The following is a 25428-nucleotide window of genomic DNA, read 5'->3' as shown; positions in this document are numbered from 1 at the left end:
GGCGCGTCACCGTGGTGGTCGGCAATCATCAGGCCGGGCTGTTCGCTGCCATCCACGCTGCCGTGCTGGTAGCGGTAGTGCCAGCCTTCCTCTGCCGCCAGCCGTTCAATAAACGCCAGGTCGCTTTCCCGGTGTTGTACGCAGTATTCCCGTTCCTGGGGGGCACGCTTGAGATCAAACACGGAATCCACAATGCCCCGCTCTTCCAGCAGGGTGCGCAGGATGCTGTCTGTGGTTTGGGTCTGGAAGATGCGGCTGTTGTGCATCAACCCCAAACGCCACAGGGGCGGTTGAATCACAATCTCGTAGCGGGTGCGACGGTGGCCGGAATCGCCCCGGGCAAATTCGTTGACCACGCCGGTGAAGCGGCGAAGGGGCATGCCATCCTGCCACACAACCAGATCGACTTGCTGCTCCAGAACTTCGGATGCATCTATGTCCGGGTCGGTGCTGGCCAGTTCAAGGCAACCATGGAAAAGCCCGGATAAACGTTCGGTCAGCGTGAAGCCAACAACGGCGAATAGATCAGAGGGGAGTTCGCCAACACGGGCGGTAAACTGCAGTCCGCTTGCCTGGGGCATATCTTCAGTCCTTGAAGGTATGGTTATGTGTAAATTCGGGCAAAGATTCTGTCGCAAAATTGGTGGTAAATCAAACTCACGGGGATATCAGGGTCCTGTCTGGCTACTCCCTTGATCTGCAGGCTCATAGGCGGCACGTTCTTCCAGGCACTCATAGCCGCCCATCTCAAACTCCCGGCAAATAAACGGTCGTTTCCCGTAGATCGAACACGACATGGTGTTGCGATCCAGAGCTGCACACCAGCCATCGTCCAGTCGCGCCATGGTTCTGCCACCCCACTGATCCGTTGCAATAAAGCGCTCAGGCACGCCTGTCTCGGTGATCAGCATCACTTCCAGGCGGCAACAGCAGGCCTGGCAGTTTGTGCAGCTAATACCGGGATCAGGCATGGCAGTTATTCCCTCAGGCGTTGGCGCCACGCTGCTAAAGCAGGTCTTTGCGCAACTGGGACGGACTTTTGGGTGACAGCAAACCCGGCGCCACATCAAATACAGATTTGGCACCCACCTCGCCTGCAGCCGCCATTTTATATACAGCACGGGTATAGGCCACAAGCACACTGGCGGTGAACTCCGGGTTGCTGCCCAGAGCAAGTGAATATTCGATGGTTTGCTTGCTTTGGGTTCCGGTATCACCACTGCGAATCACGAAACCGCCATGGGGCATGGCACTGTGCTCTGCGGCAAAGGTGGCTTCATCAATGAAGTTAACCGTGGTATCGAAGGGCTCGAAATAGTCCGGCATGGTCACAATGCTGTTACGCACGGTTTCTGCATCGGCACCCTCTTCCAGAACAACAAAGCACTCACGAACATGTTTTTCCCGGGTGCTTAGCTCCGGCTGCTCGCCGTTGCGTACCCGCGCAATGGCGTCCTCTGATGGCAAGGTGTATTGCACGCCTTTCTTCACGCCCGGCACACGGCGCACAGCATCCGAATGCCCCTGGCTCAAGCCTTTGCCCCAGAAAGTGTATGTTTCACCTTCCGGCAAAATGGTTTCACCGAACAAGCGGTTCAGTGAAAACAGGCCGGGATCCCAACCCACGGACATCAGCGCGACCTTGCCGGCTTTGCGCGCCGGCTCATCCAGTGCCGCGTGGTATTCATTCACTTTGGCATGGGTATCAAAGCTGTCGACGGTGTTGAAGAACCGGGCCAGATAAGGCCCCTGTTCCGGCAGGTCGGTTTTTGAGCCGCCACAAAGAATCATTACGTCTACGTCGTTCTTGTAATGTTCGATGTCCGCCATCGCATAAACCGGCACTGTGCTGTCCAGCAGAGATACACTGGAAGGATCACGGCGGCTGAAAACGCCCACCAAACGCATGTCGGGATTCTGCGCCAGCGCCGATTCAACACCGCGCCCCAAATTACCGTAACCGGCAATGGCCACTCTTATCCGATCTGGCATGTCTTCCTACCCTGTTTCGTTTTATCAAATGTTTGTGGGACACTCTTGAAGCAACCAAGAGTACACGTCCGTTTTTTCGCAAGCGGCCAGATTCTGGCATGTGTTATCAGTCAATGCCATTGCCGGGGGGTTGTGCAGCTGGCTAAAGCAGGAAATTTGACACGATTTACCACACAATAAATAGCAAAGGAGTTTTTTATGTGGCTGGCTATTGCGCTACACGTATTATCCGCCGTTATCTGGGTTGGCGGTATGTTTTTCGCTTATATGGCGATGCGTCCTGCGGTGATCCAGGTTATCGAGGCGGGGCTGCGCGGATCGCTTTGGTATCAGACACTCACGCGGTTTTTCCGCTGGGTGTGGCTCGCCATCGCACTATTGCTGATCACCGGCTACTGGATGATTTTCAAAGGATTTGGCGGCATGGCGGGGGCCGGCTGGCACATTCACCTCATGCAGATGGTGGGTCTGATCATGATGCTGATATTTTTCCACCTGTACTTTGCCCCTTTTCGACGCCTTAAGCAGGCCGTTGCGGCAGGTGACCCGAAAGAAGGCGGTCGTCAGGTCGGAAAAATTCGCCGCCTCGTTGGCATCAACCTGATCCTGGGGCTGATAGTGGTCGTTATTGGCTCTGCCGGACGTTATTTGTAAAGACCTTGAAGCTGCCCAAATGTTTAGCGACAGCACCATCAGCATTATCAATTTCAAAGTTGACATCAAGTCAAGAACGTACAACTGACCCGAGTCGTGGGAAAATTAATTTTCCCCGGTTTTATGGGAGTGTGTCTATACTGAGATAGTGGAACATTGGTGCCGGACGAACTGATATTCGGGCCGAGGCAGTGGGTATTGCGTGATAGCGGGTGTTGCGCGATGGATGAAAGTGCAAACAATCCATTTATCGCGAGTTCAAAACCCTGGAGTCTTCTGGTACCTCCCATTATTCGGCAAGCCAATCGATCAGTATTCTTTCAACTATATTGAGGGGGCTAATCCGGTGAATTTGCGAAGCCAAATAAAGGATCAAATATTCACCTTCAAGTCACTGCGCGACCTCCTCGCCAAGGCCAATGAAGAGAAGTCCGGTGATGCACTGGTGGGTCTTGCTGCCGAAACGGCCACCGAACGTGTGGCTGCCAAGTTGTGCCTTGCCAATCTTCAGTTAAAGGATATTTACGAAAACCCGGTGATCCCGTACGAAAATGATGAAGTCACCAGGCTCATTTATGACGACATTAATACCACAATCTACAACAGCATCAGCCATTGGACCGTGTCTGAACTGAGAGAGTACATCCTTGGAAGTAAAAGCCGCCAAAACGATTTGCTGCATATTTCCCGGGGACTTACCAGTGAGATGATTGCAGCAGTTGCAAAACTGATGTCCAGTATGGATCTTGTTTACGCCTGTAAAAAAATCAAAGTCGCCGCTCACTGCAACACCACCATTGGCCTGCCCGGCACCCTGTCCTTCCGTAACCAGTCAAACCACCCCACCGACAATATAGACGGCATAATCGCAGCAACCAAGGACGGACTGTCCTTTGGCTGCGGAGATGCAGTGCTGGGTATTAATCCGGTGGAAGACAACGTTGAGAACTACGAAAGAATCATGAGAGCGCTGATCGATCTTAAGGAGCGCTATGAAATTCCGACCCAGTGCACGGTGCTGGCCCATGTGAGCACGCAGATGCAGGCACTGAAAAAGGGCATACCTGTGGATCTGGTTTTTCAGAGCGTTGCCGGTACAGAGAGCGCCCACAAAGGCTTCGGTATAGACAAGGCAATGCTCACGGAAGCGCACGAAATGGCCTTGAAGCTCGGTGCTGCGACCGGTCCCAACGTTATGTATTTTGAAACCGGACAGGGCTCCGAAGTCAGTGTTGACTGCCACCATGGCGTTGATATGGTGACGCTGGAGGCAAGAACCTACGGTGTGGCCCGCCACTTTAATCCGTTCATGGTTAACAATGTGTCGGGGTTTATCGGCCCTGAAACCATATTTACAGGAAAAGAGGTTATTCGAGCAGACCTTGAAGACCTGTTTATGGGCAAGCTGCATGGTCTTCCCATGGGTATTGCACCTTGTCACACCAACCACATGAAAGCAGATCGGGACGATCAGGAGATTGGCACCATGCTCGCTGCCATGGCGGGAGCAAACTTTTTTATGGGAATTGGGGGTGGCGACGATTGCATGCTCAGCTACCAGGACACAAGCTTCCACGACGACGCAAGCATACGGGAAATTCTGGGGCTCAGGCCTGCTCCTGAATTTGAAAAATGGCTAGAGAAGTGGGGCATCATGGAAGATGGCAAGCTGACCGATCGTGGCGGCGACGCTTCAATCTTTGATTGACAGGCAGGTTAAACGGACATGGACAAGAAAACCGAAGACCTCATTATAGAAAGCGTCATCCGACAGCTCATGGAAACACAGGCTCAGAGCGCTGAAAATAATTTCAGGGCCGGTCCGGAAAGTAACTCCCGGGATTCAGGTTCGAGTAGTGAGCCGAACACCCTGGAACCTATGGACGTTATTGGTGTTGAAAACCCACACAATCTTGAAGCATTAAAAGTGATGAGAAAAACATCGCCCGCAAGGATTTTCATGGGGCGCTGTGGTGCCAGGCAAAAGACGGCATCTTATCTCAACTACATGGCAGATCATGCCGCAGCCATTGACGCGGTTTTGATGGACGTGTCTGAGCAATTTATCGCAGATAATGATTTGTTCAAAGTCAAAACCGTCGTCAAAGACAAGGATGAATACCTGATGCGACCGGATCTTGGCAGAAAACTCAGCCAGGAGTCCAAAGATGAAATTCTGCAGAAAGGTGAAAAGGGTAAACAAGTACAGATCATTGTTGTGGATGGCTTAAGCTCCACTTCTATCGAGGCCAATGTCGCTGATGCAATGCCTGCGCTGATACAAGGGCTTGGAACTTACGGGATCACCGTCGGGCGCCCTTTTTTCATCAAGTATGGCCGCGTAGCCATTATGGATGAAGTCGCCCCATTGCTGGATTGTGACGTTGTTGTTGAGTTCATTGGCGAGCGTCCGGGCCTGATTACGGCAGAAAGTATGAGTGCTTATATGGCCTACCGCCCCGACCACAACACGAACGAGTCCAATAGAACGGTGGTCTCCAATATTCATCGGAACGGCACCCCACCGACCGAAGCAGGCGCCCACCTGGCAACACTGGTCAAAAAAATGATCGACAATAAGGCTAGCGGTATCAAGTTAGCCGCGCTGCCATAAAAGATACATCATTTGAGCAGGTAGTCAGAATCAGTGGCCTGTCAGCATAGGTATATGGAATCTTGGCAACCCAAAGCCCACAGATCTTGCAGAGCGTCGGTATCGACATTGGCACATCTACAACGCAGTTGGTGTTTAGCCGGCTGACGTTAAAGAACATAGCGCCGGGAAGCCTGGTGCCCAGATTCGCCATCACCGATAAAGATGTGTATTACAAAAGCGAAATTCACACCACTCCCATAGACACCCGAAACCGGCTGGATATCGATAAGATCTTCGATCTGATTCAGGCGGAGTTTGATGGTGCTGGCATAAGCCCGAATGACGTTGACACCGGCGCCGTGATCATCACCGGGGAGACCGCCAGAAAAGAAAATGCCAGAAGTATCTCAGCCAGAGTCGCGAAATTCTCCGGTAAATTTGTGGTGGCAACAGCCGGGGGCAAGCTGGAAGCCATTATCGCGGGCAAGGGCTCCGGAGCCGCAGACCTGTCCCGACGCGAGTTTTCCATCGTGGCCAATGCCGACATAGGCGGAGGCACGTCCAATATTGGTGTTTTTAAAAACGGCAAGGCCATTGACTCGTGCTGCGTCAATGTTGGGGGCCGCATGCTTCAGATCGACAAGGCAAGCAGTCGAATCACGGACATCAGTGAACCCATGCGCCTGGTTCTTTCTGATCTGAATCTTGAGCTTCGCAAGGGTGACAGAATCAGCCTCGACGTTTTGCGGCGCATCTGTCAGCGCATGTCCGCGGTGATTCTTGAGTGCCTGGGAATGATTGACCCCAGCGCCCTGGCAACACAACTGCTTGTTACGGCCCCTCTACGACTGAATTATAAAACGGACAGTTTCATGATGTCCGGCGGAGTTGCTGATCACGTATATTCGCCACGCCCGAACATGACATTAGAGGAGGCCACGCAATACAACGATATGGGTCCATTATTAGGTAACGAACTGGCAAATCTTTGCCGGACAGAAAAGATCCCTTTGGTTAAGCCGCTGGAAACCATCCGCGCGACGGTTATCGGCGCCGGCGCCCAGACTGTTGATGTCAGTGGTAGCACGATTCTGGTCGACGAAAAATTACTACCCTTCAAGGATATTCCGGTTGCCATCCCATTTGTCGACGGCATTCCCATGGATGAAGCAACCATTGCCCGACAGGTTGCACAGAGCATCACCAGCTTCTATGAGAGTGATGCCCTGGAAAAGATTGCTATCGGCCTGCTTGGCGAGCAACACTTTTCATTCACGGATATTCAAGTGCTTGCACGGGGGCTGCTGAAAGGCCTGGAGCCCCTTGTTCGCAAAACGCTCCCCCTGATCATTGTCCTTGAATCCGATGTCGGCAAAGTGCTGGGCCAGACTATGCGAGCGCTCGACAGCCAGCTAAATATCGTTTGCCTCGACCAGCTGGTGGTTGCGGAGGGCGATTATATCGACATCGGCAAGCCCTTAGCCGGTGGAACGGTAGTGCCGGTGGTCATAAAGTCTCTGGTGTTTGAGACGAAGCAGGTCGAGTAAATGGTGAATGCCTGGCAGCTCGCGCAGCGTGCAGCTTCTTATAGCTTTCAATGAGGCGAAGATGTTTATCCAGACCCTCCAGCTGCATATTGGTCGGGGTGAGGCCGTAAAAACGCACGCTGCCATCCACTGAGCCCACAACGGCGTCCATGGTTTCTTCCCCGAACATGCGCCTCAGGTTAAACAGGTAATCGCCCAGTTCCAGTTCATCATCCAGCGTGATTTCCAGCACTGCGCTCATTGCCTGATAGAACAGACCGCGTTCCACTGTGTTGTCGTTGAACTGCAGGAACATTTCCACCCGTTCGAGCGCGTCTTCGTATTGCTGCAACGCCAGATTGATCAGCAGCTTTAACTCCAGGATGGTGAGCTGGCCCCACACCGTGTTCTCATCAAACTCGATACCGATCAGGGTAATGATGTCTGTGTAGTCGTCAATCTGGCTTTCTTCCAGGCGCTCTACCAAAGCGGCCAGCTGTTCATCGTTCAGGGTATGCAGATTGAGTATATCCTCCCGGTAATCCAGTGCCCGGTTGGTGTTATCCCATATCAGATCTTCCACCTGGTATACCTCGGAGTAGCCGGGTACCAGCATGCGGCAAACCGGGGCGCCCAGCTCGTCATAAACCGCGGTATACACTTCGTGGCCCATGTCTTCGATCATGCTGAACAGGCAAGCCGCCTCTTCTTCATTGGTGCCCGAGAAGTCCCATTCGTGAAACTCCACATCGGCTTTGGCACTGAAAAAGCGCCAGGAAACCACGCCACTGGAATCGATAAAGTGCTCTACGTAGTTATTGGGCTCGGTAATGGCGAGACTATTGAAGGTGGGCGGAAGAAAATCGTTCAAGCCCTCAAAGCTGCGGCCCTGCATCAACTCGGTAAGGCTTCGTTCCAGCGCAACTTTCATGGTTGGATGGGCCCCAAAGGAGGCGAAGACCCCACCGGTTTTCGGGTTCATCAGTGTAACGCAGGCCACCGGGAACTGGCCGCCGAGGGAGGCATCTTTCACCAGTATGGGGAAGCCCTGGGCTTCCAGAGCCTGCACACCCTCCAGAATATCCGGGTACTTTTCCAGAATATGCATGGGTACATCCGGCAAGGCAATCTCTTCCTGGATGATCTGCTTTTTCACCGCCCGCTCAAGGATTTCCGACAAACACTGAACCTGTGCCTCCGGCAGGGTATTCCCGGCGCTCATGCCGTTGCTCAGAAACAGGTTTTCAATCAGGTTGGTCGGGAAATAGACTAACTCGCCATCGGAGTGGCGCTCGAACGGCAGAGCGCATATACCGCGCTTCACGTTACCGGAGTTTGTATCAATCAGGTTGGAGCCCTGTAATTCGCCATCCGGGTTGTAAATGGCCAGGCAGTGGGCGTCCAGAATGCCTTCCGGCAATTCATCATTTGGTCCGGGTTTGAACCAGCGCTCCCTTGGGTAGTGCACAAACTCGCTGTTGGCGATTTCCTCGCCAAAGAACTGATCATTATAGAAAAAGTTGCAGTTCAGGCGCTCGATAAACTCGCCCAGCGCCGAACAGAGGGCGCTTTCTTTGGTGGAACCTTTACCATTGGTGAAACACATGGGCGAGGCTGCGTCGCGCATGTGCAGTGACCAGACGTGGGGCACGATATTGCGCCAGGAGGCAATTTCAATCTTCATGCCCAGGTCCGCCAGTATAGCGGTCATGTTGGCAATGGTTTGTTCCAGCGGCAGGTCTTTACCCTCAATGTAGGTGTTGGCCTCGCCTTCCGGCTTGGTCATCAGCAGCGCCTGGGCATCGCCATCCAGGTTATCAACGATCTCAATCTGGAAGTCCGGCCCGGTTTGCACCACTTTCTTGACCGTACAGCGATCGATGGAACGCACAATGCCCTTGCGGTGTTTCTCGGGCAGGTCATCCGGTAACTCAACCTGGATCCTGAAAATCTGTTTGTAGCGGTTTTCCGGATCAACAATGTTGTTCTGGGACAGGCGGATGTTATCGGTTGGAATATCCCGGGCCAGGCAGTACACCTTCACAAAATAAGCAGCGCACAGGGCCGATGAAGCCAGAAAATAGTCAAAAGGACCGGGTGCCGAGCCGTCGCCTTTGTAGCGAATGGGCTGATCGGCAATCACCGAGAAGTCATCAAATTTGGCTTCAACCCGGAGATTGTCGAGATAATTGACGTTGATTTCCATTGCGAGGGTACCCGGTTCGTAGAATTCGGCGCGCTTCGGCCATGCAGGGCGGCCATTATAGACGCAACACCGCGCCACTCATACCTCGCGCCGTTCATTGCCTGGTGCCGCGTTTACTCGGCGGGGCGACTGTAAGCAGGCCGGAACATCCGCCACACCCGTTGCATTTTTTCTTTGGGCACAATCACCAGCAGGTTACCGGCAAGCACCAGCGAGACACCGGCAACCGCTTCGGCCGTCCAGTGGTAATCTTCAAACACCGTAGAAAGCGCAAGCGCCACAATCGGGAAAAGTACCATGCAGTAGGCTGCACGCTCCGGCCCTATTCGCCCGAGCAGCGTGAGGAAGCTTCCGAAACCCAGCACCGACCCTACCAGAGCCAGATAGGCCAGAGAGCCCGTATAAGTCCAGGTAGCCTCGAACGAAAACATTTCCCCCCTGCCCCAGGCAATCAGCGCCAGCGCAAGGGCACCGTAGGCCATGCCATAGGCATTGGTTTGCATAACGGGCAGCTTTGATAACTGATTGCGGGCGGAGAGCATGTTCCCGAAAGAAGTGATGAAGGTTCCTAACAGGCTCAGGATGATGGCGCGCAAGGTAGTGCCATCTGCGTCCAGAGCGCGAACTTCGGGCAGAAACACCAGGCAGATACCCACAAGTCCGAGAGCGGCTCCCCCGATAACCGCGCGCGGCACGCGATTGCCAAAAAACAGGGCGCCGTTGATGATGTTCATCACAATAATTGTGGAGAACACCACCGCAATCAATCCACTGGTGATATCGGCGGAAGCCTGATAAACCAGCATATAATTAAACCCGAACAGCATCAGGCCCTGCCCTGCCATCCAGAGATGCTGACGAAAGCCGAATCTCAAATTCCGGCGTGTGAAGCTGCACCAAAGCATCAGCACCAGCGCAGACAGGCCAAACCGGTAGGCAATGGAGACATCGCCGGGCACTTCACCCAACTGCAGAGGGATCGCAATAAATGTCGATCCCCAGATCAGCACTGTCGATAAATAAAGCACAAAGGTGTTCGTCAGCATAGGTAAAGTAGCCCGCAACCGTGACCAGAAACCGGCTACGTTATATTCGTGACCGATCCACTAATAAGGAAATTAATTGTCCTACTTATAGTTACCTTGCTCAACGGATTTTTACGCTGACGCTCAGAAATAAAAAGCCGGAAAAGGCTCTTTTCGGTAGGAATTACGGGGCACAGAAGGCTGTGCCCCGGCAGGTATCACTCAGGCTTGTAAAGACGCTGGATACTGGAGAAATCCAGAGTCCCATTGCCCTGCCCGGCGTGCAGCTCAAACAGGTTGCGGGCGAGAGAACCCATGGGAATGGCAGCATGATTCTTTACGGCATTATCGAAAGCCAGGCCAAGATCCTTGTTCATCAGGTTGACCAGAAAACCGCCTTCGTACCCCCGGGATGCGGGTACCCCTTCCATCACGCCAGGCCAGGGGTTGTATACGTTCAACGCCCAGTTGCCACCGGAACTCTGCTTCATGACTTCCGAGAGAACTGCAGGATCCAGCCCGTTTTTCACACCCAGCGCCAAGGCTTCACTGGTGCCTGCCATCAGAATGGCCAACAGCATGTTGTTGCAGATTTTGGCAACCTGGCCGGCACCGTGATCGCCGGCATGGAAGATATTCTTGCCCATGCTTTCCAGAATTGGTTTTGCTTTGTTGTAGGTGTCCTCATCACCGCCACAGATAAAGGTCAATGTGCCCGCTTTGGCACCACCCACACCACCGGAAACCGGGGCATCCAGGAATGGAATGCGCCTGGCTTCGGCCTGTTCTGCTACACCACGAGCGGTTTCCGGCGAGATGGTAGACGAATCAATCACCAGAGTGCCATCCGGCAGAGCCGCCAGCAAACCATCTTCCCCCAGATACACAGCTTCAACGTGCTTGCCTGCCGGCAGCATGGTAATCACACACTCAGCACCTTTCGCCGCTTCGTGGGCGGTGTCTGCGGTTTTTGCCCCTTCAGAAACCAGTGCTGCCACTGCGTCTTTTGACAGGTCAAACACAGTTACGTCGTGACCGGCTTTTACAAGGTTGCTGGCCATGGGGCCACCCATGTTGCCCAGGCCAATAAAGGTAATCGTTGCCATAATCATCCCCTTGTTTTTGTATTCGGTTGAGTGGGCCGCGTTCTGCTCCGGCGGCCTGTTTGGCTAGTTCTCGAAAAAACTGTCAATCCAGTCGCTGTCCATTTCTTCCAGCGAGGCGTAGCGCCAGCGTGGCTGCTTGTCCTTGTCAATCAGGAGCGCACGCACACCCTCGGCAAACTCCCCTTTGCTGAGGCAGTTTTTGGAAAGCGTAAGCTCTTTATCAAGGACTTCCCGAAGACTGTCCAGGCGGCAATTGCGCAAGTGTTGCCAGCACAATGCCAGCGACGTGGGCGATGCCGTTTCCAGAGGTGTGGTTGCCTTGGCAAGCCAGCCTTCACCAGCCGAGAGTTCTTTCATCTGGGCGACCATATCGGCCAGGGTGTCGGCGTCAGTGACACGGTTGATTTCGTCGAAATGAGCCCGTACCCGGGAGTCGGGCAAAACATCATTACTCTGGTCTTCGTGCTGCCGGAGCACACTACCTACTACAGCAAAGGCGTCCTCGCCCTGCCAGTTGTGTGCGGTCAGATCCGCAACCACGGCGGCTTTCAGTTCATGTTTGATAAACCGGTCGGCGAGGCCGACAAACATTGCGTCTGCCGCGTTCATGCGGGCGCCGGTCAAACCCAGAAACAGCCCTGTGCGCCCGGGGGTGCGGTTCAGAAACCAGCCGGCTGCCACATCCGGATAGAGGCCGATACTGCTTTCCGGCATGGCCAGCATGGATGCTTCGGTAACCACCCTGTGGGAAGCACCGGCCATAATGCCAATGCCACCACCCATAACTATGCCATGCCCCCAGCAAACAACCGGCTTCGGATACGAGTGGATCAGATAATCCAGTTCGTATTCTTCGGTAAAGAAGAGCTCGCCCAAACTGGCACCACCGCCACTTTGTGGTTCGGTCATGCTCCTGTATAGCGCCACAATATCGCCGCCGGCGCAAAAGGCTTTGTCGCCCTCAGCTTCGATCCAGACGGCACGAACGCGATCATCCTCAGCCCAGTTTCTGAGCTGTGGCGTCAGCATCCGGATCATCTCAAGCGAAAGTGAGTTGAGGGTCTTGGGCGTATTCAGCCGGGCCACGGCAATCAGCGCGCCGTCTGCGGTTTTCCATTCTTCAAAAACAATTGGCTGATTGTTTTTTGCAGATTGATTACTCATAAAAATTCCTTGAACCGGTGAGCCTCAGTGATTGAAGGGCTTTCAGCGGTTTTTCCATTCCGGCTTACGTTTTTCCAGGAAGGCGTTCACACCTTCTTTCTGGTCTTCCGTTGAGAACAGTTCAACAAACAGCTCACGCTCCATGCGCCAGCTGTCCGAGTGGCTGCGGCCATCCCGGGAACTCATCACCAGCGTCTTGCAGCGGGCGACGGAGGACGGGCTCTGTTTGCACGCCATTTCAGCCAGCTCCAGAGCCTTATCCAGGCTCTTGCCGCTTTCAACAACCTCTTCAACCAGGCCAATCTGCAGTGCTTTCTCGGCCTTGACCCGCTCGCCACACAGGATCATGCGCTTGGCCCAGCCCTCTCCCACGAGCCAGGGCAGGTTCTGGGTGCCACCAGCACAGGGCAGCAAGCCAACGGTTGCTTCCGGCAATGCCATCTGGGCATGCTCTTCGGCGATGCGGATATCACAGGCCAGCGCACACTCAAGGCCTCCACCCATGGCGTAGCCGTTCACAGCCGCAATGGATACTCCCCGGAACGCCGTCAATGCCGCGAAGGCCTCACCAAAGAGCTGAGCCATTTCATTCGCCCGGGCCTTGTCGCCATCGGCAAAGGTTTTAAGATCAGCCCCGGCGGAGAAGAATTTCTCGCCCTGCCCGGTCAGAACCAGCGCAAAAATGTTCCTGTCTTCGTTGAGTTCGCGAACGATTTTGGTCAGTGCAGGCAGGGACTCCGCCGTCCAGGTATTGGCCGGCGGGTTATTGATGGTCAGTATCGCAATGTGTCCGCGTTTTTCGAGCTGAATCAGATCGCTCATCTTCCTTCTCCTGTTATTTTTTTGCGAGTTATTGAATGGCCTCGGCCACACCGTCATCCAGCAGGCGACGGGCAACAATTAACCGCATGATTTCATTGGTACCTTCCAGAATCTGGTGCACACGCAAATCGCGCAAATAACGCTCCAGAGGGTATTCCCGGATATAACCGTAACCACCGTGCAGTTGCAGTGCATCATTCACCACATCAAAGCAGACGTCGGTTGCGAACCGTTTGGCCATGGCGCAGTGCAAAGTGGCTTCGGTATCTCCCCTGTCCAGCTTGAAGGCACCGAGGCGCACCATCTGCCGGGCCGCCACCAGATTGGTCGCCATATCTGCCAGCTTGAATTGCAGGGCCTGAAAGGCGGCCAGGGGTTTGCCGAACTGCTGCCGTTCGTGCATGTAGTTGCGGGCTCTGAGTAACGCGGCCTGCGCCCCGCCCAGTGAGCAGGTGGCAATATTGAGGCGACCGCCATCAAGCCCCTTCATGGCAATGGCGAATCCGTCGCCCTCTTCGCCCACCCGATTGGTTGCGGGAATACGGACGTTCTCGAGATTGATCATCCGGGTAGGCTGGCTGTGCCAGCCCATTTTTTCTTCGTTCTTGCCGTAGGAAATGCCTTCCGCATCTGCAGGGATTACAAAGGTGGAAATTCCCCTGGAGCCTGAATCCGGCGCGCCGGTCCGAGCCATCAACACAAGAATATCGGTATCGCCGGCGCCGGATATGAACACCTTGCTGCCATTGATCACATAACTGTCGCCGTCCCGAACCGCTTTGGTTCGCAGGCTGGCCGCATCGGAACCGGCACCGGGCTCCGTAAGACAGTAAGACGCAAGCCATTGGCCACTGGCCAGCTTGGGAACGATTTCCTGCCTGAGGTCATCGGCCGCAAAGCTCGCCACCATCCAGGTCGCCATATTATGAATGGTAATGAACGCCGCCGTTGAGGGGCAGGCAGCGGCCAGTTCTTCCACAATTACGGAAGTGTCCAGCCGGGAAAGTCCCATGCCGCCAAGCGCTTCCGGGGTGTAAATCCCCATAAAGCCCATTTCGCCGGCTTCTTTCAGTACATCAACCGGGAAGATGTGTTCGTCATCCCATTTGGCCGCATGGGGCGCCATGGTTTTTTCAGCAAAGGCACGTGCCGCTTCGCGGAACGCCAGCTGATCTTCAGTCAGGTTAAAGTCCATCGTTTCTCTCCAGTTTCAAGAGCCTCAGCCAGATTCAAGGGCCCCAGCCAGATTCAAGAGTCCCTGGTCACGCGGGATGAAAAAGGGGCCGGAAACAGGTTCCGGCCCAGGCAATCCCACCGTCAACGCAATTAACGCAACTGGATAGAGAAGTTTGCTTCCGTCGACGCCTCACTGGAGAACCAGCGTGATGTAACCGTTTTGGTCTCAGTATAGAAGCGCACCGCCTGTTTGCCGTACGCATGCTGATCACCGTAGAAGGATCCTTTCCAGCCGGTGAAGGAGAAAAACGGCAGAGGCACAGGAATGGGGATGTTAACGCCCACCTGGCCCACTTCGATTTCATGCTGGAACTTGCGGGCAGCACCGCCGGAACTGGTGAAGATGGATACACCGTTGCCATAGGGGCTCTTGTTGATCAGCGCAATGGCATCGGCCAGGCTGTCTTCTTCCATACACGCGAGCACCGGGCCGAAGATTTCTTCATTGTAGATGTCCATCTCGGTGGTTACGCCCGAGAACAGGGTGGGGCCAACCCAGTTGCCATCGGGCAAACCATCCACCGTGCAGCCACGGCCATCCAGAAGCAGGTTTGCGCCCTGGGCTTCGCCGCTGGCAATGAGTGCTTCAACACGATCCTTGGCTTTGGGCGAGATCACCGGGCCATAGCTGGCGCCGGAGTCGTTCCAGGCACCCGGGCGAACTTTTGCCATGGCTTCTTTCAGTTCCGGAATCCAGGCCTGGGCCTCACCCACAAATACGGCTACGGAAATAGCCATGCAACGCTGGCCAGCCGCACCCACAGACGCACCGACGAGGGCATTAATAACCTGCTGCTTGTCTGCATCCGGCATGATAACCATGTGGTTCTTGGCGCCGGCAAAGCTCTGAACGCGCTTCATGTGGCGGGTACCGGTTTCGTAGATATAACGGCCAACCGGCACAGACCCCACGAAAGACACAGCTTTAATCGCGGGATCGGTGAGCAGCACATCCACCTGTTCCTTACCCCCGTGCACAACCTGCAGAACACCCTTGGGCGCACCGGCTTCTTCAAACAGCTCGGCAAGGCGCATAGGAGTGAGCGGATCCTGCTCGGAGGGTTTGAGAATGAAGGTGTTACCGCAGGCAATGGCCATGGGGAACATCCACAGGGGAATCATCGCCGGGAAATTAAACGGTGTAATGCCGGCACACACGCCCAAAGGCTGAATCCAGGAGTGGGTGTCCACCTCCCGCGCAACGTTTTCGACAGTTTCACCCATCATCAGGGAGGGAATGTTGGCCGCATGTTCAACCACTTCAATGCCGCGCCAAACGTCGCCCTTGGCATCGTCAAAGGTTTTGCCGGTTTCCTGGGACAGGATTTCAGCAATTTCATCGTGGTGTTCTTTCAGCAGTGCCTGGTAACGCAGCATGACCCGCGCACGTTCGGAAACCGGAACCTCTTTCCAGGTTTTGAACATCTCACCCGCAGCCTCAATCGCTTTGCGCATCTCGGCATCGGTGGTGCACGGAGCCTTGGCAATCACTTCGTTGGTGGCCGGGTTGGTCACGTCAATCCATTCGCTGGTCTGGCTCTGAACAAATTCGCCGGCCAGGTACAGTGGAACGTTTTTCATATCAAAACCCCTGTTTGTTGTTTTGCGGGAAACGAACTAAAGCTTTGCTGCTCTAGCAAGGTATGGATAGACCTTAGCACGCCCACCCAGCCTTGATGATTGACTAAATTTCGCTCATGATGGACTATCTTTCGATTGCCGCACTCTAAACGGTAGCAACAAACATGGCACAAACCTCCCAATGGCCTGTTCCCAAAGACAGCATTCGCTACGTAGTACCAACCCCCATTGTGAGCCTTTTGTCTGAGCACCCCCTTACCCGGGATCTCTACCCACTGGCGTTTGGCCATTATCGGCGCGCGTCAGGCCACCACATGCACAGGGAACACCATCGCGACAATCTTTTGATTTACTGCACTGAAGGACGGGCATTTTTGAGCGTAAAGGGCGAGCCTCATACCATGGAAGCAGGGGATCTTCTGCTGTTGCCCGCCGGCGCCAACCATCGTTACACCGCAGACCCGGACAACCCCTGGACCATTCACTGGGTGCACTACACAGGGCCACTGGCAGAGGAGTTTCGCAAGTACATGGGGTTCGAAGATGCAGTACCCATCCGGCACCTGGGGCGACAGCCACGGTTAATTGTGGATTTTAACGGCCTGCTTTCCGTTCGCCAGACCGGTTTCCGCGCCCGCGGCCTGATTCACGCCGCCAACCGCCTGCGACAGCTGCTTGCGGCCGTTCCCATCAGTGTTGATGAAACCAGCCAGCAGCATCAGGCAGAGCTGGACACCATCAACAACTATATGCACGAACATCTCGACAAGCGCCTTTCTCTGGAACAGCTTGCCGACCTTGCAGGTCTTTCCCCCGCTCACTTTGCTACCCGCTACCGGCAGCAGACAGGCACCTCTCCCATTCAGCACTTTCTTCACCTGAAAGTAGAAAGAGCGTGCCAAATGCTGGACGCAACTAAACTGAGCTTCACAGAAATCAGCCACCGCCTGGGCTACGACGACGCCTATTATTTTTCCCGGCTTTTCAAGAAGGTTATGGGACAGTCACCGAGGGATTACCGGCACACTCCACGGCACTAGCGGACAATCCTCTGGCGGGTTTACGGCTTAACAGGCCAGTCCTCAACCTGCCGCCAACTGCGACTTTTGTTGCAGAGCCTGAACCGTTAGTCTTTGGAGAAACAACATAAAACGGGCATTCCAATGGCTACCCATACCTTTGAGATTGATGAAACCATCGAAGTACCCCGCAGCAGGGTTTTCGAGCTATTTGCCGACCATAAAACCTTCGGGAAACTTTTGGGCGCGCCAGTCAAACGAATCAAGAACAGTAACCAGGCAGACCCTAACGGCCTGGGCTCTGTGCGTAAGCTTGGCATTGGCCCTATTGGTCTGGAAGAAACGGTCACCAGTTTCGAGCCGGATGTGCTGATTGAGTACACCATCACCAGCCTCAGCCCGATCCGTAATCATCTGGGCCGGATTCGTTTTGAGGATACTCCGGAGGGCCACACACGCGTGCGCTATCGCATTACCTTTGACGATATTGTGCCCTACACGGGCAAACTGCTGAGCGCTGGCCTGGAGCACGCCATACGCCGTGGCATCCGGCAGATTCCGGAACTGGCCTGACCCACTTTATCAAACGCAACAATTCGTTACCTGATTGATATCAGAGAATTGACCTGAGGCAATTGTTGTCATTCGTCAATTTTGTACTCTCCGCGCACTTGCAATAACGGACCACGCCGGCCGGCCTTCATTCTGCGGAGATCAAAATGGCAAACGAGCCAATTGTCCTGTTTGATAATGGACACCACAAATGCCTTATGTTCGATTCCCTGGTTACCGGCGAAGGTGTCCAGTCCAACCAGTTTCTTATCGTTGACGGTAAACACGAAGCGCTGATTGATCCGGGTGGTGACCTTACCTACACGCCGCTGGCCATGGCCGCATCAAAGTACATGAGCATCAAGGATATGGACTTTGTGTTTGCATCCCATCAGGATCCCGACATTATTGGCGCCATAGACCGCTGGATTGTTCATACCGGTGCAAAAATTGTCACCTCCAGGCTGTGGGCCCGCTTCCTGCCACACCTTGTTTCAGGCTTTGTCAGCAATCAGCTGAGCGGCAGCGTTTACGACCGGATCATCAGCATTCCGGATGCAGGTGCCAATGTCAGATTCGGCGACTCTTATCTTCAGTGTCTACCGGCCCACTTCATGCACTCGGTGGGCAATCTTCAATTCTACGATCCGGTCTCGAAAATCCTGTTTTCCGGCGACCTGGGTGCATCCATGGGAGGTGGAGACGATCACCTGCCGGTACAGGATTTTGACCGTCACATCCCTCACATGACGGGGTTCCACCGGCGCTACATAGCCTCAAACAAGGTCTGCCGGCTGTGGGCCAACATGGTTCGGGAAATGGATGTTGAAATGATTGTGCCCCAGCACGGAAAACGCTTTGAGGGGGCCACAATGGTTGACCGGTTCCTTAGCTGGGTCAGCAATGTGGAGTGTGGTATCGATCTGATGGGTCAGGACAGCTATCGCGCCCCCGTTGACTATATCTGAGCAGCCACGGGGCAGGCCAACCAAATAGGCCTGTCCCAAACTGCTATTCTTGCGTAAAATCCTGCCTTTTCTACAGCAAGTATGAGGCAGCGCAAAAATGGGCAGAGCCTACCAGAACCGCAAAGAATCCATGGCCAAAACAGCGGCGGCCAAAACCAAGGTGTACAGCAAGTACGGGCGCGAAATTTATATGTCGGCCAAGTCCGGCGGCATTGACCCCCAGGCTAACCTGTCTCTGCGCGGGCTGATTGAGCGCGCGAAGAAAGACCAGGTACCTTCTCACGTTATCGAAAAAGCCATAGAGAAAGCCAAAGGTGGTGCCGGAGAAGATTATTCACCGGCTCGTTACGAAGGCTACGGCCCCGGCAACTGTATGGTGATCGTGGACTGCCTGACTGACAACCCAAACCGTACCTTTGGCGATGTTCGCCTGGCCTTCACCAAAACCAAATGCAAAATCGGCACGCCGGGCACCGTAGCGCATATGTTCGACCACTGCGCCATTTTTGTATTTAAAGGCCAGGACGAAGACGCCGTTCTTGAAGCCCTGATGGAAGCTGATGTTGACGTTACCGATATCGAAAACGAAGATGGCCAGATCACGGTATTCACACCAAATACGGAATACGCCAAAGCCCGCCAGGCGTTGACAGACGCTTTTGCGGACATTGATTTCGAGGTAGACGAGATCCAGTTCCTGCCAAAAACCACAACTGTTGTGGAAGGCGATGACATTCCCATGTTCGAAAAATTTTGCGACATGCTGAATGAACTGGACGACGTGCAGAACATCTTCCACAACGCGGAATTGCCAGAGCAGTGAGCCAGTCAAACCCAAGAGTAGTGATCCTTAAAACAGGCAGCACCTACCCAAGCATTAAAGAGCAGTTCGGCGACTTCGACGAATGGTTTGTGCAGGGGCTATCCCCCGGGCTCGACATAACCGTATTCGATGCGGAAGCCGGAGACTTGCCCCAGGACCCGGCTGACTGGGACGGCATTGTAGTAACAGGCTCCCCTGCCATGGTCAGTGATCGTGAGCCCTGGAGTGAACAGGCCGCAGCATGGCTGGCGCAGGCTGTACAAAAAGCCATCCCCCTGCTCGGCGTCTGTTACGGACACCAACTGTTGGCGCACGCCCTGGGCGGCGAGGTGGGATATCACCCGGAGGGGCGCGAGAGTGGAACAAGGTGTGTCGAGCTGCTGCATGAGGCTCAGGATGACCCGCTGTTTACCGGCATGCCTGCCAGTTTCCGCGCCCAGCTCACCCACAAGCAGTCTGTATTACGCCTGCCTGCGAATGCCATTCTGCTTGGCCGTAACGAATTCGAGCCGCATCAGGCATTCCGGGTGGGCCGGCTTGCGTGGGGCGTGCAGTTCCACCCGGAATTTTCAGAGGCTGTCATGAAAGCCTATCTGGGTGTGCAGGCGCCAGACCTGGAGCGCGAAGGCTTTGACCCACAAGCCATGCGCGATTCAGTTACCGAAGCTCCGGAAGCCGCTGGTCTTCTTGAACGTTTTTCTGCCCTGGTCAAAAAGAACACGGCAGACTGAACCGGAACCGGGCCCTCTATGACCGTGAAGGTACTGCTCGCACTCATCGCCCTGACACTGGTTGGCGTGGGCCTTTATCATACGTACAAGCCTCTGCCAGAGGGCATCAGCTATAACGGCGGGGCGCGCCCGCTCAGCGACGCGACCTTGCTGGTGGATGCGACCTATCATCACAGCGATGGCTCAGAAACCCTCGACCATGAAATATTCGATGAAATCCTGCGCCTGATCGGCCAGGCAAAATCCTTCGTGCTGGTCGATATGTTCCTGTTCAACAGCAGCAGCCCTGAAGGTGTCGTGCACCGCCCTCTGGCTGAGCAACTTAACAGGGCACTGATAAACAGGAAGGCTGAGCAACCGGAACTGGAGATTGTTGTTATCTCTGATCCGCTGAATACGCTTTACGGCGGATCGGTATCACCCTGGTTTCAGGCACTTCGCCGGGCCGGCATTCCGGTGACGGAAACCAACCTGCGGCCACTGCGTGACAGTAATCCCGCATGGTCGGCAATCTGGCGGATCTGCTGCCAGTGGTTCGGCAATAATTCCGAAGGTGGCTGGCTGCCAAACGCTCTGGGAACCCGGCCCGTCACCATCCGCAGCTACCTTGCGTTACCCAACTTCAAAGCGAACCACCGTAAAGTTCTGGTGGCCGATGACGGGGAAAAACTGCGTGCCATCATCACCTCTGCCAACCCCCACGATGGCAGCAGCCGGCACAGCAATACAGCCATCAGCTTTACCGGCCCGGCGGTGACCGATGTTCTGAAGACCGAGCAGGCGGTTCTGGCCATGTCTGGCCAGCCCAGCCCAACACTGGACAGACTGATCAGCCGGGCAAATTCGCGCCAGACAAACGATCACAATGCCGCCGGCCGTATCGCGGTAAAAACAGAATCCGCAATCCGGGAAACGGCTCTCCGGATGATCTCGGGAGCCCGGAGCGGCGACCGGCTGGACCTCGCCTTCTTCTACCTTTCACACCGCGATATCGTTACAGCCCTGCTGGGTGCCCATAAACGTGGTGTAAAGGTACGGGTACTTCTCGACGCCAACAATGAAGCTTTCGGCCACCAGAAAAGCGGCATCCCCAACCGGCAGGTCGCTCTGGAACTTCACAAAGCCGGCATTCCGGTACGCTGGTGCAATACGTCGGGTGAACAATGCCACAGCAAGCTGCTGATACTGCGTCCACTGGCGGACCAGACCCAGCTTCTTCTGGGCTCAGCGAACTTTACACGGCGCAACCTCGATGACCTTAACCTGGAAACCAATGTATGGGTGTCCGTCCCACCAGAATCAGCGCTGGCCACCAAAGCCCTGGGTTTCTTTGAACAGCAGTGGCAATCCGGCCCCGGAAGCAACCCTGTGATGAGCCTGCCTTACGAACACTGGGCCGACGACTCGACACTGCGCTACTGGCGTTATCGCCTTATGGAAGCTACCGGGCTTTCAACATTCTGACTCCGGGCCATCTTATGATTCTGGCCGCATGTGCCTGCTGTCTTTATCAAAAGCATTCCTGAGCCTCCCGCTTATTCCTTTTAGTTTGGCATTTAACCGATAACCGTCTAAGCTGCTATAAAAGAAATGTAATAAGAATAAGGAGACTCCCAATGCTTGACAGAGCTGCGCGACCGATGGTCAGTCTGGTGGATAAATATCTGCCGGATCCCTATCTTTTTGTTCTGATTCTTTCTCTCCTCACGTTTATTGCCGCCATGGTGTTTGAAGGGCATGGCCCGATGGCGGTGATCGAAATGTGGGGTGACGGCTTCTGGAACCTGCTTACATTCTCGATGCAGATGCTGCTTGTTCTGGTTACCGGGTTTATGCTGGCAAGCACGCCATTTGTCCGGGGAATACTGAACCGGGTTGCGGCACTTGCCAGCACACCCGGTCAAGCTATCGTGCTGGTAACCTTCGTCGCCCTGATTGCGAGCTGGATTAACTGGGGATTCGGGCTTGTGGTAGGCGCCCTCTTTGCGAAGGCCCTTGCCCGGCAAGTCAGGGTTCATTACCCATTACTGATTGCCAGTGCCTACTCCGGCTTTATCGTCTGGCACGGCGGCCTGGCCGGTTCAATTCCTCTGGTCATTGCAACCGACGGGCACTTTACCGCCGATGTAATCGGCGTAATTGGCACTGGCGAAACCATCTTTGCATTCTTCAACCTCGGGATTATCGTGGCATTGTTTATTGTCGTTCCCCTGGTAAATCGCATGATGCTGCCCTCTGAAGAGCACAGCACCTTTGTAGACCCTGCGGTACTTGATGACGAGCCTGACACCAGGGTTTCTATACAGCGCCCGGCCGATCACCTTGAAAACAGCCGAATTCTGGCCTGGCTGATGGGTTTCAGTGGCCTTGCGTTTATATTCCAGTATTTTATAGATGGCGGCGGCCTGAACCTGAACATCGTTAATTTCATGTTCCTGTTCCTGGCGATCATTCTTCATCAAACCCCCAAGAGACTTCTCGACAGCCTGCACGAAGCGGTCAAGGGGGGCTCAGGTATCGTTATTCAGTTTCCATTCTATGCCGGAATCATGAGCGTGATGACAGCCTCGGGCCTTGCAGCCAGCATTTCTTCCGGCTTTGTATCCATGGCAACGGCAGAGAGCCTGCCGTTCTGGAGCTTTATCAGTGCAGGGCTGGTGAATATTTTTGTACCCTCCGGTGGAGGCCAATGGGCCGTGCAGGCGCCGGTCATGCTGCCAGCGGCGCAGGAGCTGGGCGCCAGTATCCCAAGAGTGGCCATGGCAGTTGCATGGGGCGATGCCTGGACGAACCTGCTGCAACCCTTCTGGGCATTACCGGTTCTCGCGATTGCGGGGCTCAAAGCCAAAGACATTATGGGGTACTGCCTGATGCTGCTGATAATCACGGGTGTGATTATCAGCGTGGGCCTTACCTGGCTGTAATGACTTAACCGCCCGCAGGAAAACCGGGGGCATATCGCCCCCGGTCTCATAAAGACTTATGAAAAAACGCCACATCCTTTTGTGGCACCGACAACTCCCAGCCCATGCGTTTGGCAACAAGATACAGCGTCGATTCACGGTAGAACACAATGTGAGTGGGGTCCCGCCGGTAATGCCAGTTATCGAACCGCTCATCGCTGGTCTGAAAGCACGTCATAATGCCAAGCCACCCCCCGGGCTTTAACAAGCCATCCAATTGCCTGAAAACCTTTGCCGGGTGGTGCAGGTGCTCCACTACCTCCGTGCAGGTGATGAAGTCGAACCGGCGGCCCGGAGCGGGCCGGCTGGGGTAGAAAAAAGGATCGTAAAGCGTCATACCCATTCCCGCTTCACGCAGCATCCGTGCAAGGGCCGGGCCCGGGCCGCAGCCGAAATCAAGCCCGGAAGCTCCCTGCGGAACACGTTCAAGCATGGGGAAGGCAAGCTTTTCGAGAAACGCCCGATAGCCCGCGTCGTCCGGATCATTATTGTGAAGATCGTAAACCGCCCTCTCCTCATCCAGGCCAAGCCAGTTTGCCCGGGCCAGGAGCGTTGCTTCACAGCGCGGGCAACGCAGATATTCCCTGTTTTCTATCACCCAAAACCGAGCCAGCACACCTTGTTCGCAAACGGTGCACATGGAGCCTTCTCGCACGCGCTTGTCAGGCTGATGTCCAAACGCTTGTGGCCATTTCTGCATACTCAATCCAAATCCGTGCATGCCCTGTTATGATGTACCCACTCAGTGGCTCAACCGGACAATCAATGACCAGCAATACCTCCACCCGTCTAAACAAATACATCAGCGAAAGCGGAATGTGTTCCCGCCGCGAGGCCGATCGCTACATTGAACAGGGCAATGTCTATATCAATGGAAAGCGGGCCAGCGTGGGCGATCAGGTATTGCCTGATGATACTGTCCGGGTGAACGGCCAGGTAATAGAACCCAGGGCTGAAGAAGATCTCGTATTCATAGCGCTTAACAAGCCGGTGGGCATCGTCAGTACCACAGATGATTCGGAAAAATACAACATTCAGCGCTTTGTTGGCCATAGTACCCGTATTTTTCCCATCGGGCGCCTCGACAAGGATTCGCAGGGGTTGATTTTCATGACCAGCAATGGGGACCTGGTCAACAAAATCCTGCGCGCTGGCAATAATCATGAAAAAGAATATGTGGTCACAGTTGATAAGCCCATTACCAAATCGTTTATCGAGGGCATGGCGGCAGGCGTGCCCATCCTCGGCACAGTGACGAAAAAATGCAAAGTGATTCAGGAGAGCCGCTTTGTATTCCGTATCATCCTGGTGCAGGGGCTGAACCGCCAGATCCGCAGGATGAGCGAGCATTTCGGGTATGAAGTCACCCGGCTAGAGCGCGTCCGCATTATGAACGTGAACCTGAAAGGTCTGCCGGTGGGCCAATGGCGGGACCTTACAAAGAAAGAACTGGCCGGGCTGTTCGATGCAATTCGTGATTCATCTTCGGAGGGTGCCCCGGACAAACCTGCAGGCTCGGGCAAAAAACCAGCAGGCAAGTCCAGGCGCCCACCGCGCCCACCGCGCCCACCGGAATTCGGACACGGGGGCGGACAGAAGAACAGCAGGAAAGCCGGCAAAAAACCCACATCACGCAAACGCCCCAAAGCCGGAAAACCGAGACAGCGCAGCGTTAAACGATAGGCCCCGTCAAGCGGGGCGCGGGCCGCTATTTCTACTCGGCAGGCGTTGGGCGCACCAGAATTTCATTAACATCCACATGCGAGGGTTGGGAGACCGCATAAATGACCGCGCGAGCTATGTCATCCGGCTTCAGGGCGTGAGCCGGCGGCTTATCGAAAAACGGCGTATCGACCATACCCGGCTCTATCAGGGTTACCCTTACACCGGAACCGCGCAACTCTTCGCGAACGCCATACCCGATAGCGGTAACTGCCCATTTGGTAGCACTGTACATTGAGCCGGGAATGGTTACCCTGCCTGCGGCGGAGCCGGTCAGTAACAAGTGCCCTTTGCTTTCCCGAAGCGCCGGCAGGCAATGCTGAACAGTCAGGCCAACACCGTAAATGTTGGTGAGGATCATATCCTTCCAGACCTCCGGATCGGCCTCGCTGAAGCCCCCTGGTTCTCCACCCCGGCCAGCGTTTGCAAACACACTGTCCAAACGGCCAAATGCCTCAAGGGCCTGTTCGACCATCGCCTTTTGATCGTCACCGTTCTGCACATCACATTCGACAATCAACACGCTATCATCGTCTCCAAGCTCGGCCTGCAAGGCTTTCAGCTTGTTGGCTGAACGGGCTGCAAGAACAAGCCGGTAGCCCTCTTCGTAGGCCGCCCGTGCCGTTGCGGCGCCAATGCCCGACGACGCACCAGTAATCAACATAACCGGTTTTTTCGAGTGGCTGTCTACCATAATTTTTACGCTCCGTTTATCCATTGAATTTCAGGTACTGACTAATTA

The 25428-nt window shown here is 54.7% G+C and carries 24 protein-coding genes; 12 read left to right on the top strand and 12 right to left on the bottom strand.

Annotated elements, in window-relative coordinates; genetic code table 11:
- The 3 genes from CDH48_RS10035 to CDH48_RS10025 all read right to left on the bottom strand — a co-directional run.
- On the bottom strand, window positions 1–581 hold a 581-nt coding region (locus CDH48_RS10035), incomplete at its 3' end, for a type VI secretion system Vgr family protein (RefSeq protein ID WP_157807816.1).
- 87 nt (window positions 582–668) lie between these two features.
- On the bottom strand, window positions 669–971 hold the full coding sequence (locus CDH48_RS10030; RefSeq protein WP_100688586.1) for a YkgJ family cysteine cluster protein: 303 nt from the start codon (window positions 969–971) through the stop codon (window positions 669–671).
- A 34-nt stretch (window positions 972–1005) separates the two neighbouring features.
- Window positions 1006–1992, bottom strand: coding sequence for a diaminopimelate dehydrogenase (locus CDH48_RS10025; protein ID WP_100688585.1), 987 nt, complete (start codon window positions 1990–1992; stop codon window positions 1006–1008).
- Between the two features lie 198 nt (window positions 1993–2190).
- Here CDH48_RS10025 and CDH48_RS10020 point away from each other — a divergent pair, with 198 nt between their 5' ends.
- From CDH48_RS10020 to CDH48_RS10005, 4 genes are all read left to right on the top strand, one after another.
- Window positions 2191–2646, top strand: a complete 456-nt coding sequence (locus CDH48_RS10020; protein WP_100688584.1) for a CopD family protein — start codon at window positions 2191–2193, stop codon at window positions 2644–2646.
- Between the two features lie 346 nt (window positions 2647–2992).
- Window positions 2993–4354 carry an ethanolamine ammonia-lyase subunit EutB gene (locus tag CDH48_RS10015; RefSeq protein ID WP_188437716.1) on the top strand — a complete coding sequence of 454 codons (1362 nt, stop codon included), beginning with the start codon at window positions 2993–2995 and terminating at the stop codon, window positions 4352–4354.
- Between the two features lie 18 nt (window positions 4355–4372).
- Window positions 4373–5260 (top strand): ethanolamine ammonia-lyase subunit EutC, encoded by an 888-nt coding sequence (gene eutC / locus CDH48_RS10010; protein WP_100688582.1) that lies wholly within the window; start codon window positions 4373–4375, stop codon window positions 5258–5260.
- Between the two features lie 62 nt (window positions 5261–5322).
- Window positions 5323–6789 carry an ethanolamine ammonia-lyase reactivating factor EutA gene (locus CDH48_RS10005; protein ID WP_157807815.1) on the top strand — a complete coding sequence of 489 codons (1467 nt, stop codon included), beginning with the start codon at window positions 5323–5325 and terminating at the stop codon, window positions 6787–6789.
- On the opposite strand, the gene CDH48_RS10000 is transcribed toward CDH48_RS10005, so the two are convergent.
- The 7 genes from CDH48_RS10000 to CDH48_RS09970 all read right to left on the bottom strand — a co-directional run bounded on the left by CDH48_RS10000 (window position 6749) and on the right by CDH48_RS09970 (window position 15908).
- Window positions 6749–8974: an OsmC domain/YcaO domain-containing protein gene (locus CDH48_RS10000; protein ID WP_100688580.1), complete on the bottom strand. Its 2226-nt coding sequence runs from the start codon at window positions 8972–8974 to the stop codon at window positions 6749–6751. The two genes, CDH48_RS10005 and CDH48_RS10000, sit on opposite strands and share 41 nt — an antisense overlap.
- Window positions 8975–9087: 113 nt before the next feature.
- On the bottom strand, window positions 9088–10020 hold the full coding sequence (locus tag CDH48_RS09995; RefSeq protein ID WP_100688579.1) for a DMT family transporter: 933 nt from the start codon (window positions 10018–10020) through the stop codon (window positions 9088–9090).
- Window positions 10021–10217: 197 nt separating this feature from the next.
- Complete coding sequence (mmsB, locus tag CDH48_RS09990; protein WP_100688578.1) at window positions 10218–11105, bottom strand: 3-hydroxyisobutyrate dehydrogenase; 888 nt, start codon at window positions 11103–11105, stop codon at window positions 10218–10220.
- A gap of 63 nt (window positions 11106–11168) precedes the next feature.
- Window positions 11169–12269, bottom strand: a complete 1101-nt coding sequence (locus tag CDH48_RS09985) for an enoyl-CoA hydratase/isomerase family protein (RefSeq protein ID WP_100688577.1) — start codon at window positions 12267–12269, stop codon at window positions 11169–11171.
- A gap of 42 nt (window positions 12270–12311) precedes the next feature.
- On the bottom strand, window positions 12312–13091 hold the full coding sequence (locus CDH48_RS09980; protein ID WP_100688576.1) for an enoyl-CoA hydratase: 780 nt from the start codon (window positions 13089–13091) through the stop codon (window positions 12312–12314).
- 28 nt (window positions 13092–13119) lie between these two features.
- A complete protein-coding gene (locus CDH48_RS09975) occupies window positions 13120–14286 on the bottom strand; it encodes an acyl-CoA dehydrogenase family protein (protein ID WP_100688575.1) in 1167 nt (388 codons plus the stop codon).
- A 131-nt stretch (window positions 14287–14417) separates the two neighbouring features.
- Window positions 14418–15908, bottom strand: a complete 1491-nt coding sequence (locus CDH48_RS09970) for a CoA-acylating methylmalonate-semialdehyde dehydrogenase (RefSeq protein ID WP_100688574.1) — start codon at window positions 15906–15908, stop codon at window positions 14418–14420.
- 164 nt (window positions 15909–16072) lie between these two features.
- Between CDH48_RS09970 and CDH48_RS09965 the strand changes: the two genes are divergently transcribed.
- The 7 genes from CDH48_RS09965 (at window position 16073) to CDH48_RS09935 (ending at window position 22925) form a co-directional block, all read left to right on the top strand.
- Window positions 16073–16948, top strand: coding sequence for an AraC family transcriptional regulator (locus tag CDH48_RS09965; protein WP_100688573.1), 876 nt, complete (start codon window positions 16073–16075; stop codon window positions 16946–16948).
- 123 nt (window positions 16949–17071) lie between these two features.
- Entirely contained in the window at window positions 17072–17500 is a 429-nt protein-coding gene (locus tag CDH48_RS09960) for an SRPBCC family protein (protein ID WP_100688572.1), read from the top strand.
- Window positions 17501–17646: 146 nt separating this feature from the next.
- Complete coding sequence (locus CDH48_RS09955; RefSeq protein ID WP_100688571.1) at window positions 17647–18447, top strand: oxygen-binding di-iron domain-containing protein; 801 nt, start codon at window positions 17647–17649, stop codon at window positions 18445–18447.
- A gap of 97 nt (window positions 18448–18544) precedes the next feature.
- Window positions 18545–19270 carry a YebC/PmpR family DNA-binding transcriptional regulator gene (locus tag CDH48_RS09950; protein WP_100688570.1) on the top strand — a complete coding sequence of 242 codons (726 nt, stop codon included), beginning with the start codon at window positions 18545–18547 and terminating at the stop codon, window positions 19268–19270.
- Window positions 19267–20001 (top strand): glutamine amidotransferase, encoded by a 735-nt coding sequence (locus CDH48_RS09945; RefSeq protein ID WP_100688569.1) that lies wholly within the window; start codon window positions 19267–19269, stop codon window positions 19999–20001. The genes CDH48_RS09950 and CDH48_RS09945 overlap by 4 nt, the downstream gene beginning before the upstream one ends.
- 18 nt (window positions 20002–20019) lie before the next feature.
- Window positions 20020–21465 carry a phospholipase D family protein gene (locus tag CDH48_RS09940; RefSeq protein ID WP_100688568.1) on the top strand — a complete coding sequence of 482 codons (1446 nt, stop codon included), beginning with the start codon at window positions 20020–20022 and terminating at the stop codon, window positions 21463–21465.
- A gap of 152 nt (window positions 21466–21617) precedes the next feature.
- Entirely contained in the window at window positions 21618–22925 is a 1308-nt protein-coding gene (locus CDH48_RS09935) for a short-chain fatty acid transporter (RefSeq protein WP_100688567.1), read from the top strand.
- 46 nt (window positions 22926–22971) lie between these two features.
- Here the strand turns inward: CDH48_RS09935 and CDH48_RS09930 are convergent, their stop codons facing one another.
- Entirely contained in the window at window positions 22972–23664 is a 693-nt protein-coding gene (locus CDH48_RS09930; protein ID WP_227521038.1) for a class I SAM-dependent methyltransferase, read from the bottom strand.
- A gap of 65 nt (window positions 23665–23729) precedes the next feature.
- Here CDH48_RS09930 and rluF point away from each other — a divergent pair, with 65 nt between their 5' ends.
- The gene (gene rluF, locus CDH48_RS09925; protein WP_100688566.1) at window positions 23730–24647 is read left to right on the top strand and encodes a 23S rRNA pseudouridine(2604) synthase RluF; all 918 of its coding nucleotides are present in this window, start codon (window positions 23730–23732) and stop codon (window positions 24645–24647) included.
- Window positions 24648–24678: 31 nt separating this feature from the next.
- Here rluF and CDH48_RS09920 read toward each other — a convergent pair whose 3' ends face one another.
- Window positions 24679–25404, bottom strand: coding sequence for an SDR family oxidoreductase (locus tag CDH48_RS09920; protein WP_227521032.1), 726 nt, complete (start codon window positions 25402–25404; stop codon window positions 24679–24681).
- Between the last annotated feature and the right edge of the window lie 24 nt (window positions 25405–25428).

Source organism: Marinobacter aromaticivorans (assembly GCF_002806975.1).
Taxonomy (GTDB): Bacteria; Pseudomonadota; Gammaproteobacteria; order Pseudomonadales; family Oleiphilaceae; genus Marinobacter; species Marinobacter aromaticivorans.
The sequence above is the reverse complement of the archived record's forward strand: the minus strand, read 5'-3'. Positions and strand labels throughout refer to the sequence as shown.